Origin of the sequence: Microbacterium sp. bgisy189, assembly GCF_965345345.1 — a bacterium.
Classification (GTDB): domain Bacteria; phylum Actinomycetota; class Actinomycetes; order Actinomycetales; family Microbacteriaceae; genus Microbacterium.
On record NZ_CBDRMZ010000010.1, the window covers coordinates 37,996 to 56,656 of the forward strand.

Below are 18,661 nucleotides of genomic sequence, written 5' to 3' on the forward strand. Positions count from 1 at the left end.
CCGGTTCAGTTCTCGGTGCCGCCGCCACCGATGACATCGGTGGCGGATTCGCGGATGTGGTCGACGAAGCCGTACTCGAGGGCTTCGTCGGCGGTGAACCAGCGGTCGCGGTCACCGTCGGCGTTGACCTGCTCGACGGACTTGCCGGTCTGGGCCGCGGTGATCTCGGCCAGACGCTTCTTCATGTCGAGGATGAGCTGCGCCTGCGTCTGGATGTCGCTCGCGGTGCCACCGAACCCGCCGTGCGGCTGGTGCAGCAGGACGCGGGCGTTCGGCGTGATGTACCGCTTGCCCTTGGTGCCGCTCGTCAGCAGCAGCTGGCCCATGGAGGCCGCCATGCCGATGCCGACGGTGACGATGTCGTTCGGCACGAACTGCATCGTGTCGTAGATCGCCATACCCGCCGTGATCGAGCCGCCGGGCGAATTGATGTAGAGGTAGATGTCCTTCTCGGAGTCCTCGGCGGCGAGCAGGAGGATCTTCGCGCAGATCTCGTTCGCGTTCTCGTCGCGCACCTCCGACCCGAGCCAGATGATGCGGTCCTTGAGCAGTCTGTCGAAGACGCTCTGAGCCATGAGGGGTTCAGCCATGGGTGCTCCCGTTCCGATGTGTCGTTCACCGACGAATCTACCGACGCGGCGACGAGCCACCGGCCGTGTTCGCCGTCGGCGGAGTGCGTGGCGCGGCCGGGCGGATGGTGGGAACGACGAAGGGCGGATGCCGCAGCATCCGCCCTTCGTTCGATGGGATCACTCCGCGTCGGCAGCCTTCTTCGCGGGAGCCTTCTTGGCGGCCGGATTCTTGGCCGGAGCCTTCTTCTCGGCCGGTGCGTCGGCGTCGTCGGCCTTCTTGGCCGGGGCCTTCTTGGCGGCGGGCTTCTTCGCGGGAGCCTTCTTCTCGGCCGGTGCGTCGGCGTCGTCGGCCTTCTTGGCGGGGGCCTTCTTCGCAGCGGGCTTCTTCGCGGGCTTCTCGGCGGGCGCCTCCTCGGCGCCCTCTTCAGCCTCGTCCTCGACGGCGACGAAGCCGGTCAGGTCGACGGGCTTGCCGGCGGTGTCGACGACGGTGACCTTGCCCAGCGCAACGGCGATCGCCTTGTTGCGCGCGACCTCGCCGATCATGAGCGGCAGCTGGCCACCCTGCTGCAGCGCATCGACGAACTCCTGCGGAGCCATGCCGTACTGCTGCGAGGACTGGATGAGGTACTGGGTGAGCTCGTCCTGCGAGACCTGCACCTTGTGTGCCTCGGCGATCTTGTCGAGGATCATCTGCGTGCGGAACTGCTTCTCGCTCGCCTCGGTGACCTCGGCGCGGTGCTCGTCGTCCTCGAGACGGCCTTCGCCCTCGAGGTGGGCGTGCACCTCGTCCTCGACCAGCTGCGCCGGCACGGGGATGTCGGTCTGCTCGATGAAGGCCTCGATGAGCTTGTCGCGCGCGGCGTTGCCCTGCGCGAACACGCCCTGCTGCGAGACGCGCTCGACGAGGCTCTCGCGCAGCTCCGCGATGGTGTCGAACTCGCTCGCGATCTGCGCGAAGTCGTCGTCGGCCTCGGGCAGCTCGCGCTCCTTGACGGCCTTGACGGTGACCGAGACTTCGGCCTCTTCACCGGCGTGGTCGCCGCCGACGAGCTTCGAGCGGAAGGTGGTGTCCTCGCCGGCGGTCAGCGAGTCGATGGCCTCGTCGATGCCCTCGAGCAGTTCGCCCGAGCCGACCTCGTACGAGACGCCCTCGGCACGGTCGATCTCGTTGCCGTCGATCGTGGCGACGAGGTCGAGCTCCACGAAGTCGCCGGTGGCGGCCGGGCGGTCGACGGTCACGAGGGTGCCGAAGCGCCCGCGCAGGCGGTCGAGCTCCTCATCCACGGCGGCGTCGTCGGTCTCGACAGCGTCGACGGTGAGGGTGATCTTGTCGTAGGAGGGCAGTTCGAACTCGGGTCGGACGTCGACCTCGACCTCGACCTTGAGGTCGCCCGAGAAGTCCTTCTCGTTGGGCCACTCGACGACCTCGGCCGACGGGCGGCCGACGATGCGAACCTCGTTGGCCTGGACGGCTTCACGATAGAAGGTGTCGAGGCCTTCGCTGACGGCGTGCTCGATGACGGCGCCGCGACCGATGCGCTGGTCGATGATCGGAGCGGGGACCTTGCCCTTGCGGAAGCCGGGGATCTGCACGTCCTTCGCGATGTGCTCGTACGCGTGGGCGATGCTGGGCTTCAGCTCGTCCGGGGTGACCGTGATGTGCAGCTTGACCCGGGTGGGGCTGAGCGTCTCGACGGTGCTCGTGACCATGCTCTTGGTTCTCCTTGTGGATGCGTCCGCGCGCGAGCGCGCACGGTCGGTCTTCGGTCTTGGGGGGTCGTTGTCGGGGCGACAGGATTTGAACCTGCGGCCTCCCGCTCCCAAAGCGGGCGCTCTACCAAGCTGAGCTACGCCCCGGGCGCGCACGAGGCGAGCGCCGAAAAACGGCCATTGGTCAGTCTAGCCGACAACGCCCTGTAGACTCGTCAGGATGCCGCAGCGCATGCTGCTGCGGGGGTGTAGCTCAATGGTAGAGTCTCAGTCTTCCAAACTGATTGCGCGGGTTCGATTCCCGTCACCCCCTCCAATGTCCCGATGTGCACCCGCAGGGTGTGCAGCGGGACATTCGTGTTGATGCGAATCGAACCCTTGGGTGGGCCCACGCCGCCCGAGGCTCCGCGCGCCGCGCAGCGGCGTGTGGAGTGGCGGTGGGGACGATTCCCGTCACCCCCTCCAATGTCCTCACGTTCGGCAGCAGGCCGGGCGGGAGGACTTTCGTGTGGGGGAACGAGGGATTGACCACGGCTGCGAGTCCCTGATTCCAGCGTGAGTCGGACGTTCACCGCGGTGGGACTCATCGCGGAATGCCGGACTCACCGCCCGGCGACCATCGCGGGATCAGCCGAGCAGCGACGGCCGCTCCCCTGGTCGTCCCTCGATCGCGCGGATGAGCGTGTCGGAGTCGAACGGGCCCTTGTGCCGCTTGCCGTTGACGAAGAACGTCGGTGTGCCGCTGATGTCCATGATCTCGGCATCGAGCCGGTCGTCCTCGATGCGGTGGGCGACTTCGGGCGAGTCGAAGTCCTCAGCGAATCGGTCCATGTCGAGCCCGAGATGTGAGGCGTGGTCGAAGAGATCCTCGCGCCCGAGCCGATCCTGGTTGTTGAACAGGCAGGTGTACATCTCGGGGAACCTGCCCTGGCGGGCTGCCGCCTCGACGGCCTGCGCCGCCTGCTGCGCGTGCGGGTGCGGCCCGTCGAGCGGCAGATGCCGCCATGCGATGCGGATGTCGTCGCCGAAATGCGCGAAGACGGCATCCACAGACCCTGTCGCGCGGCTGCAGAACGGGCACTCGAAGTCGCCGTACTCCACCAGCGAGTACTTCGCGTCGGCGGGTCCGCGCACGTGGTCGCGTTCCATGTCGATCGGGCGTGCGAGCACGGCGCCGACCGGACGCGGCGGGCGGATGCGGTCGCCGATCGTGATGACGACCCAGCCCAGCACGAAGGCGATGACGGATGCCGCGAGCACGGCGATGCGGGCGATGTCCTGCGTGTCGTGGTCTTCGATGGCGATCGGCACGATGAACAGCGAGATCGTGAAGCCGATGCCCGACAGGGCCGCTCCCCCGGCGACGCGGTTGAGGCCGAGCCCGGGCGCGAGCGTGCCCTTGCGCAGCGCCACCATCGCCGCGGTCACTCCGGTAATGCCGATGAACTTGCCCAGGACGAGGCCGACGATGATCGCCCATGCCAACGGTGAGGCGACCGCTGCGGCGAGCGTGTCGCCGGTGATGCGCACGCCGGCGTTGGCGAGGGCGAACAGCGGGAGCACGAGGAAGGACACGTACGGTCGCCAGCTCTCGTCGATCCGTTCGTTCAGCGAGAGCGATTGCCGGAGGCTGCGCGTCACCGCCCGCGCGTACCCGGGACTCGGCGACTCGCGGAACGCCCGGGTCAGATCGGCGGTTCGCTCCACCTGGGCGCGACGCGGGGCGAAGACCGGAATGATGAGCGCGACGGCGACGCCGGCGAGTGTCGCGTGGATCCCCGACATGTCGACCGCTGCCCACAGTGCGACACCGATCACGAGGTACGCCGCACCCTGACCTGCGGGCAGGTAGCGCACGGCGACCAGCGCAGCCATCAAGAGCACCGCGACGACGAGTGGCCAGACGGCGAGGCCCGAGCTGTAGAAGACGCCGATGACGAGCAGCGCGCCGACATCGTCGATGACCGCGAGGGTGAGCAGGAACACCCGCAACCGCGCCGGGAAGCGCGGCGAGATGATCGCGAGCGCACCCAGCAGGAACGCGGTGTCGGTCGAGATCACGATGCCCCAGGCGTCGGCCTCGTCGGTGCGGCCGGCGATCAGCACGAAGAGCAGTGCGGGCACGACCAGCCCGGCCACGGCCGCCGCGATCGGCACGATGGCACGGGAGCGGTCGGTCAGCTCACCCAACAGGAGCTCGCGTTTGACCTCGAGCCCGATGAGGAAGAAGAACAGCGTCATCAACAGGTCGTTCACGAGCTCGTGCAACGTGAAGTGCAGCTGGAAGTCACCAGCCACCAGTTCGATGGGGAGCTCCCAGAACTCCTCATAGGCGTGCAACGGCCCGACGTTCGCCCACAGCAGTGCGATCGCGACGCCGACGAGCATGAGCGCCGCCGAGACCTGATCGTTCGACAGATTCTTCTTCTTCGCGTGGATGCGTGCTTGGAGCGTCGGCTGCACCTCGCCGCTCACGCGTCGGCCGCCCCGGCGTGCGCCGACGAGTGCTCACGGTAGATCTGCGCGTTGCGAAGGATGCCGGCACGTTCGTCGTCGGTGAGCGCCCGGCGTACCTTGGCCGGCACGCCCGCGACGAGCGAGCCGTCGGGAATCTCCGCGCCCTCGAGGACGACGGCACCGCCGGCGATGAGGCACCCCGCGCCGATGCGTGCGCCGGAGAGGACGACGCTCCCCATGCCGATGAGCGACCCGTCGCCGATGACGCACCCGTGCACGACGGCGTTGTGGCCGACGGAGACATCGCGGCCGATGACGACGGGATGGCCGGCATCCACGTGCACCGACACGTTGTCCTGCAGGTTGCTGCCTCGTCCGAGCGTGATGGGGGCGCTGTCGCCGCGGACGACCGCGTTGTACCAGACGCTGGATCCCTCTTCCAGGGTGACCTCGCCGACCAGGCGCGCACCCGACGCGACGAAGCTCGTCTCGTGCAGGTGTGGCGTCTTCCCGCCGACGGTGAGGATGCGGGCGTCGTCGGCGATCGTCATGAGCTGAGCCTAACCTTGCCGGGCGGAAAAGGCCCGGTAAGCCGAGCCTTTGCTTGCTTGCGGAATGTTCTCGCGCGAGTAGCGTTGGAGTCAACAGCGGGGCACGACCCCGCCGAACGGAGGCGAGAAGACATGACGAAGACCCACACCATCCCCATGACCGCTGCCGACCCCGAGGTCGCCGCGGGAACAGCCCAGTTCCTCACCCCCGTCGTTCTCGGGTTGCAGGCCCTCGCCGTCAACGGCAAGCAGGCCCACTGGAACGTCCGCGGCGCGAACTTCATCGCGATCCACGAGCTGCTCGACACGGTGGTCGCCAATGCGCAGAACGCCGCCGACCAGGCCGCTGAGCGCATCGTCGCCCTCGGCCTGCCGATCGACGCCCGCGTGAGCACGGTCGCAGACAAGGTGAAGGCGACCACCGTGCCCGCAGGCTTCGCGCAGTGGCAGGACGAGATCGTCGCGATCGTCGGCGACATCGACGCGGTGCTCGCAGATGTGCAGGCCGCGATCGACGGACTCGACGAGATCGACCTGACGAGCCAGGACATCGTCATCGGCATCAAGGCGGCGCTCGAGAAGGACCGCTGGTTCCTCTCGGCGCACCTCGCCAGCTGAACCGAACGAGACAACGCGCCCCGGACCTGAACGGTTCGGGGCGCGTTGTCTCGTTCAGGACAGGTGCGTCAGTCGACCGCCGAGCAGGGTCGCCGCGGTGCCCGTCGCGCGCAGCGAGGGCTCGTCGGCGCTGAGTGGATCGCGGTCGATCACCGCGAGGTCGGCGACGTCGCCCGCGTTCACCGTCGACCCCGTGACTGAGCCTCCACTGGTGGATGCCGCGAGGGCAGTCGCAGCATCCAATGCCTGATCGGGTCGCCAGGCGGGCCGTCCCCCGCGCGTGCGGAAGACCGCGGCGGCCATCGCCGCCCAGGGGTCCAGTGGTGCGACCGGCGCATCGGAGCCGAACAGCAGGTTCGCTCCGGCATCGGCCAAGGCGCGCAGCGGATACGGCAGCGCCGTCTGCTCAGCCCAGATCGTGTCGGTGAGGTCGCGGTCGTCCACCGCATGCTCGGGCTGCACGCTGGCACCGACACCGAGGCGCGCGAAGCGGGCGATGTCGGCGTGGGCCACCAGCTGCGCGTGCTCGATCGTGCCCTGCGCCCCCGTTGCGGCGAACGCGTCGAGGGCGTGCGTGTTGGCGAGGTCGCCGATCGCGTGAACCGCGACCTCGAGCCCCGCACCGGTCGCGCGGGTGAGGAGCTCGCCGAGGATGTCCGGCGCGATCGTCAGCAGCCCTCGGTTGCCCGGATCGCCCGGGTAGTGGTGCGAACACGCCGCCGTGCGGGTGCCGAGGGAGCCGTCGGTGATGAGCTTGAGCGGCCCCATCCGGACGAGCCCCGCGGGGTCGAGAGCGTCACCGGTGGCGAGCCCCTCGGAGATGGCGCGCTCGAGCAGCGCCGGGTAGACACCGAACCGGATACGCGTCGAATCGAACCCCTGCGCGAGGCGCCGTGTCCACGCTTCCGCGTTCCACGCCATGTCGAGGTCGACGATTCCCACGATCCCCAGCGCAGCGGCGCGGGCGAGGGCCTCGGTGACGAAGCGGTCCCCCACCGCTGGATCGACGGCGTTGAGCCGCCGCGAGATCTCGAACGCGGGCTCCTCGCGAAGCATCCCATCCTCGGTCGCGGCGAGCTGTTCGCGGGCGAACGCAGCGGTGTTCAGCCAGACGCTGTGCACGTCGGCGTTGATGAGATACGTCGGCACGTCCGCAGTGACGGCATCGAGCATTGCGCGCGTCGGGCGGTCCGGCCACAGGGCATCACGGAAGCCGGTGCCGACACGTCGACCGTCGTCGAGCGCGGGTGCGCCGCCCATCCGCGCCGCGGCGTCAGCGGCGGAGGTCGCGTCGCCGAGCGGCACCCGCTGAGCGACGAGGGCCCACTGCACGGTGTGCACGTGATGATCCCAAAGCCCGGGGATCAGCCAGCCACCGGCACCATCGAGGACAACGCCTGCGCGCGGGAGCGCGCCCGCCGGTGCGATGTCGATGACGCGACCGTCACGCAGGTGCACGTCGACGACGTCGTCACCGAACGGGTCCAGCCTGTCGGAGCCCGTCAATCGCACGTCGGCGACGACGTCGACCTGCGAACCGTGTTCGGCGGTCACGACTGCGCCCGCGCGGCGCGCATCGACTCGTGCGCGCGGCGCATCTCGCCCGCAAGTCGCGGGTCGGCATACGGCGACGCCCCGGATTCCAGCGCCGCGATGACCTGATCTACGCTGACGTCGCTCTTGTTCTGACTGAGTTTGCGTTTGGCGACGACCTTGGTGGGCGTCAGACGGAATCCGACGGTGCCACGCTCCATCCTTCGCACGTAGTCCTCGTCGTTCGGCGGCTCCCACATGAGGTGCGGCTGCGCCATCCCGGACTCGAAGCGCATGACGAGTCGGTCGAGCACCCGCAGGTTCTCCTCCGCTGCGAGCACTTCGGGCACGCCCGACAGGTGCACCGTCACAAAGTTCCATGTGGGAACGTTCGGGCCCGGCTCGTACCAGCCCGGTGAGATGTAGCCGTGGGGGCCTTGCGCGATGACCAGCAGTTCGGCGCCGGTGCCGAGCCCCAGCAACAGATCGTCGGGCCGGCCGACGTGTCCGACGATGGTGAGATCGTCGCGTGCCTCGTCGAGCAGCACCGCGTAGTGCGACGCGACCAGACCCTCGGCGCCCGTCGCGACGAGGGTCATCCAGGGGTTCTCTTCGATGACGCGGCGCAGTTCGCGGACGTCGGTCATCGCGAAACTGGGGTTCTGCCTCATGCCGTCGCTCCTTCTGTCCCCCCGACGCTCAACGTTGGCAGCTCGGGCACCAGTACAGCTTCCTCGTCGCCATCTCCTCGAGCACGATGGCGGTTCCGCACACCCGGCAGGGCAGCCCGGTGCGGTGGTAGACCCAATGGCGATCGTCGCGGCTCGCCATCGCCCGCCGATACGCCTCGGCATCCAGATCGTCCATCGTCATCATCTGGCCGGTCTCGACGCCGATGGCGAGCAGACGGACCCAGTCGCGCCACAGTCCGCGGACGGTCTCCTCGGGTACATCGCGACCGGGCGTGTGGGGATCGAGGCCGGCGCGGAAGAGCAGTTCGGCGCGGTAGACGTTGCCGATGCCGCTGACGACGCTCTGGTCCATCAGCAGCAGACCGATCGGTGTGGGCTTGCGACGCACGGTGGCGGTGAAGCGTTCCTCTCCGGCGTCGACGTCGTCGACGAGCGGGTCGGGGCCGAGCTTGGCGATGGTCGCCGCGACCTCGTCGGGGCTCTGCAGTTCGCACGCGGTCGGTCCGCGCAGGTCGGCGCACGTGACGTCGGTGAGCAGACGCAGCCGCACCTGACCGACGACCGCCGGCGGCCAGAGGTCGCCGTCGTCCGCGAGCCCCGTGGTCTGTTCGCTCATCCGCACGTGGACGCGAGTGCGACGGGGCGCGCCGATCGACGTCAGCGAATTCTCTCCGGCGTCGTCGAAGACCTGGTCGAGGTCGGTCCCCCGCTGATTGGTCTGCCCCATCCGCCCGTTCGCAGACGCGATCGTCGGGTCGACGAGGATCTCGCCTGCGAAATCCCACGCGCCGTACATACCCAGGTGTACGCGGAGCCACACATCATCCTCGAACCCGAGGAACATCTGCTTGCCGACCGCACGGACCTCGGTCGCTTCCCGTCCGGCGAGCACGGCCGCGCCCTCGGCGAACCTGCCCTGCGGGCTGGAGGCCTGGACCGTGCGCCCGACGATGTTGCGGTCGAACTGGCGCGCGATGCGGTGGACGGAATGCCCCTCGGGCATCAGTGGACCTGCGGGGCGCGGGGGTCCGGCTCGAGCGAGCCGTCGGTCTCGTACGCCGCGAGCTGACCGATGCGCCGCACGTGGCGCTCCTCGCCCGGGAACGGCGTCGCGATGAAGCGGTCGATGAACGACACGGCCTCGTCGAAGGTGTGCTGGCGCGCACCGATCGCGATGACGTTCGCGTCGTTGTGCTCGCGCGCGAGTTCCGCCGTCGAGAGGTTCCAGACCAACGCGGCGCGGATGCCGCGGACCTTGTTCGCCGCGATCTGCTCGCCGTTGCCCGACCCGCCGAAGACCACCCCGAGCGCCTGCGCACCGGCGGCCTGGTCCTCGACGACCGCCTGCGCTGCGCGAATGCAGAACGAGGGATAGTCATCGAGCGGGTCGTACGAAACCGGACCGTGGTCGATCACGTCGTGGCCCTGCGCGGCCAGGTGCTGCTGCAGCTGCGTGGAGAACTCGAGTCCGGCGTGGTCGGTGGCGATGTGGATCCGCATGCTCACAATCCTAGGGAGAAGGTCCGACCGCGGCGTCCGTGCGTCACGGCGCGAGCCCGGCCGCCGCGGGTTTGAATCCGGCGCGAACGTTCTCGCAGCATCCGGGGCGGCACACGTCGAACCACGGCCCGAGTGCCGTGCGGGCCGGGCGGTCGGATGCCGGGGTGCCCTGCACGCGCTCCATGACCAGATCGACGAGCCCGGCGACGTACGCGGGATCGATGCCGGGGGTCGGCGTGCGCACCGCGCGCAGTCCGGCGCCCGCCGCCGCTTCGATCGCCTCGGTATCGAGGTCCCACAGCACTTCCATGTGGTCGCTCACGAAGCCCAGCGGCACGATCACGACGGCCGCGAATCCGGCATCCGGCAGCGTTTCGATGACGTCGCAGATGTCGGGTTCGAGCCACGGCTGGCTCGGCGGTCCCGATCGCGACTGGTAGACGAGATCCCACGCAATGCCGGCGGCATCCGACCGGGCCTCGGCGAGCTCATCCATGATCACCTCTGCGACGGCGCGATGCTGCGCGGCGTACGCACCACCCTCGCCCCAGTCGACGTCGCGCGGCCCGGAGCGTTCAGCGTCGGCGAGCGGGATGCTGTGCGTCGAGAACAGCACCCGGATCGTGTCGGCGTCCACGCCGTCGTCGAGCATCCCGGCGACGGCATCACGCACGCCGGCACTCACCGGCGCGACGAAACCTGGGTGGTCGAAGAACTGTCGCACCTTGTCGATGGTGACCCGGTCGGAGACGCCGGCGGCATCGGCGACCCGGGCGAAGTCCTCGCGATACTGGCGACAGCTCGAGAACGAGCTGTACGCGCTCGTGGCCAGGGCGATCAACCGGGTGTGACCCGCATCGACGGCATCGGTGACGGCCTGCTCGAGGTAGGGCTCCCAATTGCGGTTGCCCCAGTACACCGGCAGGTCGATGCCCCGTCGGGCGAGTTCGTCCTCGAGGGCGGCCTTCAGCGCGCGGTTCTGCGCATTGATGGGGCTCACACCGCCGAAATGCCGGTAGTGGTGTGCCACCTCTTCGAGCCGCTCGTCGGGGATGCCGCGACCCCGTGTCACGTTCCGCAGGAACGGGATGACGTCGTCCTGGCCTTCTGGCCCGCCGAAACCGGCGAGCAGAATCCCGTCGTACGCGACGGGCTCTTCGACGTGTGCCGGGCCGGTCGCCGCGGCCGGTGAGGCCAGCAGCACGGGGGTGGGAACAGAGACGGTCGGAAGCGCAGATTCGGGGTCGGAACTCACACCACCATCCTCGCACCCGCGCGCGTCGGCTCGGCACGGCATAGGCTGTGTGCGGTGCCCGGCCGACCACGCCGGACGCCGCAGACCTGCCCGAACACCCCACGGAACCCCAGGGAGCAACGACGTGCCCGGAGAGAACCTCACCCGCATCGAGGCGCAGGAGCGCCGCGCGATCGTCGACACGCAGTCGTACGAGATCGCCCTCGACTTGACGAAGGGCGCCGAGGTCTTCGGGTCGCGCACCATCGTGCGCTTCACCGCGACACCCGGCGCGTCCACCTTCATCGACCTGATCGCACGCGACGTGCGAACGATCACGCTCAACGGCGCGCCCGTCGACGCTGCGGCGTTCGCCGATTCGCGGATCGCGCTGTCGGGCCTTGCCGCTGAGAACGAACTGATCGTCGACGCGGACTGCCTCTACACCAACACCGGTGAGGGCCTGCACCGGTTCGTCGACCCGGTCGACGGCGAGGTCTACCTCTACTCGCAGTTCGAGGTGCCCGACTCCCGCCGCGTCTTCGCCGTGTTCGAGCAGCCCGACCTGAAGGCGACGTTCCAGTTCACCGTGACCGCGCCGGCCGCGTGGAAGGTCGTCTCCAACTCCCCCACCCCCGAGCCCGTCGTCGACGGCGAGTCTGGCACGTGGTCGTTCGCCCCCACCCCGCGCATCTCGTCGTACATCACGGCGCTCGTCGCGGGCCCGTACGAGGCGACCTTCTCCGAGCTGACCAGCGCCTCGGGCCGGGTCGTGCCCCTCGGCGTGTACGGACGCAAGAGCCTGTGGCAGCACCTCGACGCCGACTACATCTTCGAGAAGACCCGGCAGGGCTTCGAGTACTTCGAAGCGAAGTTCGGCGTGCCCTACCCGTTCGAGAAGTACGACCAGCTGTTCGTCCCCGAGTTCAACGCGGGTGCCATGGAGAACGCCGGCGCGGTCACTTTCACCGAGACCTACGTCTTCCGCAGCAAGGTGACCGACGCCGTCAAGGAGCGTCGGGTCGTCACGATCCTGCACGAGCTCGCGCACATGTGGTTCGGTGACCTCGTCACCATGAAGTGGTGGAACGATCTGTGGCTCAACGAGTCGTTCGCCGAGTGGGCGTCGACGATCGCGACAGCCGAGGCCACCGAATGGACCGAAGCGTGGACGACGTTCAACGCCATGGAGAAGACCTGGGCCTACCGCCAGGATCAGCTCCCCTCGACGCACCCGGTCGTCGCCGAGATCAACGACCTCGAAGACGTGCAGGTGAACTTCGACGGCATCACGTACGCCAAGGGCGGTTCGGTGCTGAAGCAGCTGGCGGCCTGGGTCGGCATCGACGAGTTCTTCGCGGGTGTGTCGGCGTACTTCCAGAAGCACGCCTGGTCGAACACCGAGCTGAGCGACCTGCTCACCGAGCTCGAGACCACGAGCGGCCGGGAACTCGGCACGTGGTCGAAGAAGTGGCTCGAGACGGCGGGCGTCAACACGCTCGCACCTGAGCTCACGACCTCGGAGGACGGCACGATCACGCGTTTTGCGATCGTGCAGACCGCCCCGGCGGACTACCCGACGATCCGTCCGCACCGGCTCGGCGTCGGCTTCTACAGCCTGCAGGACGGCTCGCTCGAGCGCGTGCACTACGCCGAACTCGACGTCGACGGCGACCTCACCGAGGTGCCGGAGCTGAAGGGCCTGGCGCGCCCCGACCTCGTGCTCCTCAACGACCACGACCTCGCCTACGCGAAGATCCGACTCGACGAGCGGTCGCTCCAGACCGCGATCGAGCACCTCTCGGCGATCGGCGACCCGCTCGCACGTTCGCTGGTCTGGGGCGCCGCGTGGGACCAGACCCGCGACGCAGAGTCTTCGGCATCCGACTACGTCGATCTCGTGCTGCGCAACATCGGCAGCGAGACCGAGTCGACCACCGTTCGGACGACGCTGGCGCAGCTGCTGCTGGCCGCCAGTGCCTATGTCGCGCCCGAACGTCGCGCGGCGACGCGTGCGAAGGTCGCCGACGGCCTGTGGCAGCTGGCTCAGGATGCCGAAGCCGGCAGCGACAGCCAACTGCAGTTCGTCACGGCCTTCGCGGGAGCAGCCTCGACGGCCGCCCACTGGGAGACCGTGCGGACGCTGCGCGATGGCGCGATCGCACTCCCCGGGCTCGAGATCGACGCCGACCTGTCGTGGATCCTGCTCGTCTCGCTCGCCGCAGGCGGTGTCGTGGACGCGTCGGTCATTGATGAAGCGCGTGCTGCCGACAACACCGCGAAGGGCGGGGAATTCGCCGCTCAGGCCGCTGCGGCGCTACCGGCCGAAGCAGACAAGCGCGTCGCGTGGGCCTCGCTGGTCGACAGCGCCGACCTGCCGAACACCGTCGTCCGCGCGGCCGCCCTCGGCTTCGTGCACCCGGCCGGCGTCGAATCACTCGGCGCCTTCATCGACGACTACTTCGCCATGCTGCTGCCCGTGTGGAACCAGCGCACGTATCAGATCGCGAACTACCTGATCACCGGGCTCTACCCGGCGCCGCTGGCGAACACCACGCTGCGCGACGCGACACGTCGCTGGCTGAACGAGCACAGCGAGGCTCCCGCCGCCCTGCGTCGCCTGGTCGCGGAGAACCTGGCCGGCGTCGAGCGGGCGCTTGCCGTGCAGGCACGCGACGCCGAATAGTCCGACGACACGACGGCCTCTCCCGAGAATCATCCTCTCGGGGGAGGCCGTCCGCGTCGGAACACGACCATGGGCGGATGCCGACGCGACGCGCGAGCCCGTAGCGTCGAAGCATGATCGTCGCTGAACATCTCACCAAGCGCTTCGGCGCGAAGACCGCGGTCTCTGATGTGTCCTTCTCGGTGCAACCGGGCAAGGTCACCGGATTCCTCGGTCCGAACGGCGCCGGCAAGTCGACCACCATGCGCATGATCGTCGGACTTGACCGTCCGACATCGGGTCGCGTGAGCATCGACGGCCGCGACTACCGCTCGTTGCGCTCGCCCCTCACCGAAGTCGGCATCCTGCTCGACGCGAAGGCCGTGCACACGGGGCGGAGCGCCCGCAACCATCTGCGCGCGATGGCGGCGACCCACGGCATCCCGCGCAGTCGCGTCGACGAGGTGATCGAGCTCACGGGTCTGCAGAACGTCGGCGGCAAGCGTGCCGGCGGCTTCTCACTCGGCATGGGACAGCGCCTCGGGATCGCCTCGGCACTGCTCGGCGACCCCCGCACGCTCGTGCTCGACGAGCCGGTCAACGGGCTCGACCCCGAGGGCGTGCGCTGGGTTCGACAGTTCGTGCGGGCTCTGGCCGCCGAGGGGCGCACGGTGCTCCTCTCGAGCCACCTCATGAGCGAGATGGCCCAGACCGCAGACCACGTGATCGTGCTCGGCCGGGGCCAGGTCCTCGCCGACGCGCCGCTATCGGACCTCGTGCGGGCGTGGACGACGCCCGCCGTGACGGTCCGCTCCCCTCGGGCGAGCGACCTCGTCGCCGCGATCGATGCGCCCGACGTCGGCATCACGACGACCGAACCGGGCCTGCTGCATGTCACCGGCGTGACGGCAGCGCGCATCGGCGACGTCGCCGCCGAAGCCAGCATCCCCCTGCACGAATTGACGCCCGCCAGCGGTTCGCTGGAAGAGGCGTACATGGCCCTCACCGAGCAGGCCGTCGAGTACAAGAGCAAGGAACTGTCATGACCGCCGTCGCCGTCGAAACCGCCGCTCCCCGGACCGAGTCGCCGTACCGGCTCGGCTTCCTCCGCGTGCTGCGCGGTGAGGTCATCAAACTGCTGACCCTGCGGTCGACGTGGTGGTCGCTTTCGATCACCGTCGCGCTCGCGCTCGCGATCTCGACCCTCGTCGCCTTCGCGACACGGGACTTCCCGGGCTCCCCTGCGGTGCTCGGCATTGTCGCGCCCATCCAGTTCACGATGCTCGTCGCGGGCATTCTCGGCGCCATCAGCGTGACCGGCGAGTACTCGACCGGCATGATCCGGTCGAGCCTCGCTGCTGAGCCGCGCCGTGGGGTGGTGCTGCTCGCGAAGTCTCTCGCCGTCGCTGCGTTGCTCGCGGCGACCGCTGTCGTGACGACGGCACTGTCCGTCGTCGCCACATCGCTGGTCGGCGGAGCCGAGCTCGACTGGGCCGATCCCGTCGCGACCTGGATCCCGCTGGCGTGGGGCGTGATCGCGATGGCCGTCTTCGCGCTCATCGGTGTCGGCTTCGGGTTCCTCATCCGCAACGGTGGCGGCGCGATCTCAGCCACCGTCGGTGTGCTCTTCGTGCTCCCCATCGTGTTCAGCCTGTTCACGATCGGCGGGGAGTCGTGGCAGTGGCTGGTCGACGCCTCACGGTTCCTGCCGAGCAGCGCCGCAATGGCGCTGACGATGCCCGAGGGCGTCGAGTGGGAGCCGGTCATCACGCTCCTGGCGTGGCCCGCAGTGCTGCTGCTCGGCGGGTGGGCGGTCCTGCGCACGCGCGACGCGTGAGCGTCGGGTGATCGCGCGGGTGCGCTCCCGCGCGATCACCGCTGCGCTCGTTAGGATCGGATCGATGAATACCGCATGGATGACGGGCCTCTGGCCGACGATCCTCGCGTGGCTGCTCGATGCCGGCGGCACGCTGTTGACGGTCGCCGGCATCATCGTCGGCGCCATCGTGTTGGCGTGGGTGCTGCGCTTCGTGATCAGGCGCGTCGTGGACCGCATCGTCTCGGGCGCCAAATCGCGCGCCAACGTCGACGACACCCAAGCGCTCGAACGCTCCCCACTGGCGGCGATGCGGCTCGTGCAGCGAACTCGCACGCTCGGCTCGATCCTGCAGAACATCGTCAACGTCGCGATCGTGATCGTCGCGGTGCTGTTGATCGTGCACGTTCTCGCCCCCAGCGCACTCGGTTCTTTCGCGCTGCTGTCGGCTGCGATCGGCGCGGGCCTCGGCTTCGGCGCCCAGAACATCGTGAAGGACGTGCTCAACGGCATCTTCATCGTCGCCGAAGACCAGGTCGGCATCGGCGACGTCGTCGATCTCGGCCTCGCATCCGGCGTCGTCGAATACGTCAGCGTGCGCATCACCCACGTCAGGGACGTCAACGGCACCCTCTGGTACGTGCGCAACGGAGAGATCACGCGCATCGGCAACATGTCGCAGGGCTGGTCCCGCGTCATCATCGACCTCGCCGTGCCGGTGGATGCCGATGTCGACGAGGTCGAAGACACCTTGCTCGCGGCAGCGAAAGAACTCGCCGCGACCCCGAAGTGGCGTACTCGCATCATCGAAGAACCCGAGGTCTGGGGCCTCGAGTCGATCAGCGGCGATGCCCTCGTCATCCGCCTCGTTATGAAGACGCGGGCCAACGCGAAGGACGATGTCGCCCGTGAGCTGCGCATGCGACTCAAGCACGCGATCGATGAGATGGGACTCACCCTCCCACAGTTGAACACCATCACGCTGTCGGGCCAGGAGGCGGCGCAGCGGGTGCGCGGGGCGAACCCGCCGTTGACCCGTCCGACCCCGGTGCCGCCCGCCAAGGGCGTGTGGAAGGCGAAGAAGCGCGCCGACGCGCCCGTCGTGCCTGACGTCACGAAGCCCACAGCCGACACCGACGACGAGGAGGACCCGGCGTGAGCGACCTGCCGAGCTTCTACGACGAGATCGGCGGCCACGACACGTTCGTGCGGCTCGTCGACGCGTTCTATCGCGGCGTCGCCCAAGACGAGGTGCTGCGACCGATGTATCCCGAAGCCGACCTCGGGCCGGCGGCGGAGCGACTCACCCTCTTCCTCGAGCAGTACTGGGGTGGGCCGTCGACCTATAGCCAGCAGCGCGGGCATCCGCGTCTGCGCATGCGTCACGCACCGTTCCACGTGAACCCGGACGCTCGCGATCGCTGGCTGCAGCACATGCGGGCCGCCGTGGATGAGCTGGCCCTCCCGCCCATCCATGAAGCCACCCTCTGGGACTACCTGCACCGGGCCGCGTATGCGATGGTGAACACGTTCGAGCCGACCGGGATCGGCCCGACCCGCGGTGCACAGTCGACCGCCTTCCCGCTGCATCCGCAGACGCCGCCGACCGACACGACGAAGGAGTCGTCCGAATGAATGCTGCCGCCTCCTCGCAGACCACCACCGATGTGCTCGTGGTCGGGTGGGGGCTGGCGGGGCTCGTCGCCGCTTCGGAGGCGCTCGAGGCCGGTCGACACGTGACGATCCTCGACCAGGAGCCGCGCACGAACATCGGCGGCCAGGCGCACTGGTCGTTCGGGGGGCTGCTGTTCATCGACTCCCCCGAACAGCGGCGAATGGGCATCCGCGACTCGCTCGACCTCGCACGGCACGACTGGTTCGACACGGCGGGGTTCGACCGCGACGACGATGCCTGGCCCAAGCGGTGGGCGGAGGCGTATCTGCAGTTCGCGCACCAGGAGAAGCGGGCGTGGCTGCGCGAGAAGGGCGTCGGCTTCTTCCCCGTCGTCGGGTGGGCCGAGCGCGGCGGGTACACGGCGACCGGGCCCGGCAATTCAGTCCCCCGATTCCACATCACCTGGGGCACCGGGCCGGGGCTGGTCGAACCGTTCCTCCGCGCCGTCGAATCGGCTGAGGCCGCCGGGCGGCTCAGCATCCTCCCCCGCCACCGCGTCACACGGCTCGAGGTCGCAGACGGCGTCGTCGTCGGCGCGGCAGGCGACGTGCTCGCGCCGTCCGGTGCGGCGCGAGGCATCGCGACCACTCGCGAGGTGGTGGGCGAGTTCCGCATCGAGGCGGGGGCGGTCATCGTCTCCTCAGGCGGTATCGGCGGCAACCACGACCTCGTGCGTGCCGCGTGGCCCGACCGTCTCGGCACGCCCCCGAGCAGCATGCTCACGGGCGTGCCCGCCTACGTCGATGGGTCGATGCACCAGGTATGCGCGGACGCAGGGGCGCGCTTGATCAACGGTGATCGGATGTGGCACTACGTCGAGGGCATCCGCAACTGGGATCCGGTGTGGCCGCAACACGGCATCCGCATTCTTCCCGGCCCGTCCTCGGTGTGGCTCGATGCCACCGGTGCACGCCTGCCCGTTCCCCTCTTTCCCGGGTTCGACACGCTCGGAACCCTCGAACACCTCCGCCGCACCGGCCACGATCACTCCTGGTTCGTGCTGTCGCAGCGGATCGTTGAGAAGGAGTTCACGCTGTCGGGCAGCGAGCAGAACCCCGATCTGACCGGCAAGGACGTGTCGCTCCTGGTCAAGTCGCGTCTGGGCAAGGGGGCCGCGGGACCGGTGCAGGCGTTCCTCGACCACGGCGAGGACTTCATCGTGCGTGACGATCTCGACGCCCTCATCGAGGCGATGCGGGCGCTGCCCGGCGGCGATGTGCTCGACGGTGCGCGCGTGCGCCGCGAAGTCGAGGCCCGCGACCGCGAGATCGACAACGACTTCACGAAGGATGCGCAGATCGCGATGCTCCGCTCCGCGCGCGCCTATCGAGGCGACCGCCTGGTGCGGACCACGCCGCCGCATCGGCTGCTGGATGCGGCATCGGGTCCGCTCATCGCGGTGAAGCTCCACGTGCTCACCCGCAAATCCCTCGGCGGCATCGAGACCGACCTCGACGGCCGCGCGCTCGGTGTCGACGGCACACCGATTCGGGGCCTGTACGCGGCCGGTGAGGCGGCAGGGTTCGGTGGCGGCGGTATGCACGGGTACCGCGCGCTGGAGGGGACGTTCGTCGGAGGCTGCCTGTTCAGCGGCCGCACGGCCGGTCGAGTGGCCGCGGCGTCGGTGTGAGCCGC

Annotated in this window: 16 protein-coding genes and 2 tRNA genes; 8 read left to right on the plus strand and 10 right to left on the minus strand. The window is 69.0% G+C overall.

The genetic code is table 11. From position 1 onward, the window contains the following. Positions 1–5: 5 nt before the first annotated feature. From ACSF8R_RS12315 to ACSF8R_RS12325, 3 genes are all read right to left on the minus strand, one after another. Positions 6–590: an ATP-dependent Clp protease proteolytic subunit gene (locus ACSF8R_RS12315; protein ID WP_434812169.1), complete on the minus strand. Its 585-nt coding sequence runs from the start codon at positions 588–590 to the stop codon at positions 6–8. Between the two features lie 159 nt (positions 591–749). Beyond that, positions 750–2,285: a trigger factor gene (tig, locus tag ACSF8R_RS12320; protein WP_434812170.1), complete on the minus strand. Its 1,536-nt coding sequence runs from the start codon at positions 2,283–2,285 to the stop codon at positions 750–752. 73 nt (positions 2,286–2,358) lie between these two features. Then, a tRNA-Pro gene (locus tag ACSF8R_RS12325) sits at positions 2,359–2,432 on the minus strand. Positions 2,433–2,527: 95 nt separating this feature from the next. Here ACSF8R_RS12325 and ACSF8R_RS12330 point away from each other — a divergent pair. After that, positions 2,528–2,601: transfer RNA gene (locus tag ACSF8R_RS12330), tRNA-Gly, on the plus strand. 311 nt (positions 2,602–2,912) lie between these two features. Here ACSF8R_RS12330 and nhaA read toward each other — a convergent pair. Further along, a complete protein-coding gene (gene nhaA / locus ACSF8R_RS12335) occupies positions 2,913–4,760 on the minus strand; it encodes a Na+/H+ antiporter NhaA (RefSeq protein ID WP_434812171.1) in 1,848 nt (615 codons plus the stop codon). Then, on the minus strand, positions 4,757–5,293 hold the full coding sequence (locus tag ACSF8R_RS12340; protein ID WP_434812172.1) for a gamma carbonic anhydrase family protein: 537 nt from the start codon (positions 5,291–5,293) through the stop codon (positions 4,757–4,759). Before ACSF8R_RS12340 ends, nhaA begins: the two co-directional genes overlap by 4 nt. A gap of 132 nt (positions 5,294–5,425) precedes the next feature. Here ACSF8R_RS12340 and ACSF8R_RS12345 point away from each other — a divergent pair, with 132 nt between their 5' ends. Then, positions 5,426–5,911, plus strand: coding sequence for a Dps family protein (locus ACSF8R_RS12345; RefSeq protein ID WP_434812173.1), 486 nt, complete (start codon positions 5,426–5,428; stop codon positions 5,909–5,911). Positions 5,912–5,965: 54 nt separating this feature from the next. On the opposite strand, the gene ACSF8R_RS12350 is transcribed toward ACSF8R_RS12345, so the two are convergent. Genes ACSF8R_RS12350 through ACSF8R_RS12370 form a run of 5 tightly spaced genes read right to left on the minus strand, consistent with a single transcriptional unit; the run spans position 5,966 to position 10,891 of the window. Beyond that, entirely contained in the window at positions 5,966–7,465 is a 1,500-nt protein-coding gene (locus tag ACSF8R_RS12350; RefSeq protein WP_434812174.1) for an amidohydrolase, read from the minus strand. Continuing rightward, positions 7,462–8,115 (minus strand): FMN-binding negative transcriptional regulator, encoded by a 654-nt coding sequence (locus tag ACSF8R_RS12355; protein WP_434812175.1) that lies wholly within the window; start codon positions 8,113–8,115, stop codon positions 7,462–7,464. Before ACSF8R_RS12355 ends, ACSF8R_RS12350 begins: the two co-directional genes overlap by 4 nt. A 28-nt stretch (positions 8,116–8,143) precedes the next feature. Further along, complete coding sequence (locus ACSF8R_RS12360) at positions 8,144–9,139, minus strand: Fpg/Nei family DNA glycosylase (RefSeq protein ID WP_434812176.1); 996 nt, start codon at positions 9,137–9,139, stop codon at positions 8,144–8,146. Then, a complete protein-coding gene (locus ACSF8R_RS12365; protein ID WP_434812177.1) occupies positions 9,139–9,636 on the minus strand; it encodes a ribose-5-phosphate isomerase in 498 nt (165 codons plus the stop codon). Before ACSF8R_RS12365 ends, ACSF8R_RS12360 begins: the two co-directional genes overlap by 1 nt. Before the next feature lie 43 nt (positions 9,637–9,679). Beyond that, positions 9,680–10,891: a ferrochelatase gene (locus tag ACSF8R_RS12370; RefSeq protein WP_434812178.1), complete on the minus strand. Its 1,212-nt coding sequence runs from the start codon at positions 10,889–10,891 to the stop codon at positions 9,680–9,682. 124 nt (positions 10,892–11,015) lie between these two features. On the opposite strand from ACSF8R_RS12370, the gene pepN reads away from it, so the two are divergent. From pepN to ACSF8R_RS12400, 6 genes are all read left to right on the plus strand, one after another. Further along, on the plus strand, positions 11,016–13,556 hold the full coding sequence (gene pepN / locus ACSF8R_RS12375; RefSeq protein ID WP_434812179.1) for an aminopeptidase N: 2,541 nt from the start codon (positions 11,016–11,018) through the stop codon (positions 13,554–13,556). Between the two features lie 113 nt (positions 13,557–13,669). Continuing rightward, positions 13,670–14,581: an ABC transporter ATP-binding protein gene (locus ACSF8R_RS12380; RefSeq protein ID WP_434812180.1), complete on the plus strand. Its 912-nt coding sequence runs from the start codon at positions 13,670–13,672 to the stop codon at positions 14,579–14,581. After that, positions 14,578–15,372 carry an ABC transporter permease subunit gene (locus tag ACSF8R_RS12385; RefSeq protein WP_434812181.1) on the plus strand — a complete coding sequence of 265 codons (795 nt, stop codon included), beginning with the start codon at positions 14,578–14,580 and terminating at the stop codon, positions 15,370–15,372. The genes ACSF8R_RS12380 and ACSF8R_RS12385 overlap by 4 nt, the downstream gene beginning before the upstream one ends. Positions 15,373–15,436: 64 nt before the next feature. Beyond that, positions 15,437–16,510, plus strand: coding sequence for a mechanosensitive ion channel family protein (locus ACSF8R_RS12390; protein ID WP_434812182.1), 1,074 nt, complete (start codon positions 15,437–15,439; stop codon positions 16,508–16,510). Then, positions 16,507–16,986: a globin gene (locus tag ACSF8R_RS12395; protein ID WP_434812183.1), complete on the plus strand. Its 480-nt coding sequence runs from the start codon at positions 16,507–16,509 to the stop codon at positions 16,984–16,986. The genes ACSF8R_RS12390 and ACSF8R_RS12395 overlap by 4 nt, the downstream gene beginning before the upstream one ends. Next, entirely contained in the window at positions 16,983–18,656 is a 1,674-nt protein-coding gene (locus ACSF8R_RS12400) for an FAD-binding dehydrogenase (RefSeq protein ID WP_434812184.1), read from the plus strand. Before ACSF8R_RS12395 ends, ACSF8R_RS12400 begins: the two co-directional genes overlap by 4 nt. Positions 18,657–18,661 lie beyond the last annotated feature (5 nt).

Coding starts and splice junctions, on each gene's coding strand:
- ACSF8R_RS12315 (WP_434812169.1), bottom strand. CDS start 590: ATGGCTGAACCCCTCATGGCTCAGAGCGTCTTCGACAGACTGCTCAAG.
- tig (WP_434812170.1), bottom strand. CDS start 2,285: ATGGTCACGAGCACCGTCGAGACGCTCAGCCCCACCCGGGTCAAGCTG.
- ACSF8R_RS12340 (WP_434812172.1), bottom strand. CDS start 5,293: ATGACGATCGCCGACGACGCCCGCATCCTCACCGTCGGCGGGAAGACG.
- ACSF8R_RS12345 (WP_434812173.1), top strand. CDS start 5,426: ATGACGAAGACCCACACCATCCCCATGACCGCTGCCGACCCCGAGGTC.
- ACSF8R_RS12355 (WP_434812175.1), bottom strand. CDS start 8,115: ATGAGGCAGAACCCCAGTTTCGCGATGACCGACGTCCGCGAACTGCGC.
- ACSF8R_RS12360 (WP_434812176.1), bottom strand. CDS start 9,139: ATGCCCGAGGGGCATTCCGTCCACCGCATCGCGCGCCAGTTCGACCGC.
- ACSF8R_RS12365 (WP_434812177.1), bottom strand. CDS start 9,636: ATGCGGATCCACATCGCCACCGACCACGCCGGACTCGAGTTCTCCACG.
- ACSF8R_RS12380 (WP_434812180.1), top strand. CDS start 13,670: ATGATCGTCGCTGAACATCTCACCAAGCGCTTCGGCGCGAAGACCGCG.
- ACSF8R_RS12385 (WP_434812181.1), top strand. CDS start 14,578: ATGACCGCCGTCGCCGTCGAAACCGCCGCTCCCCGGACCGAGTCGCCG.
- ACSF8R_RS12390 (WP_434812182.1), top strand. CDS start 15,437: ATGAATACCGCATGGATGACGGGCCTCTGGCCGACGATCCTCGCGTGG.
- ACSF8R_RS12400 (WP_434812184.1), top strand. CDS start 16,983: ATGAATGCTGCCGCCTCCTCGCAGACCACCACCGATGTGCTCGTGGTC.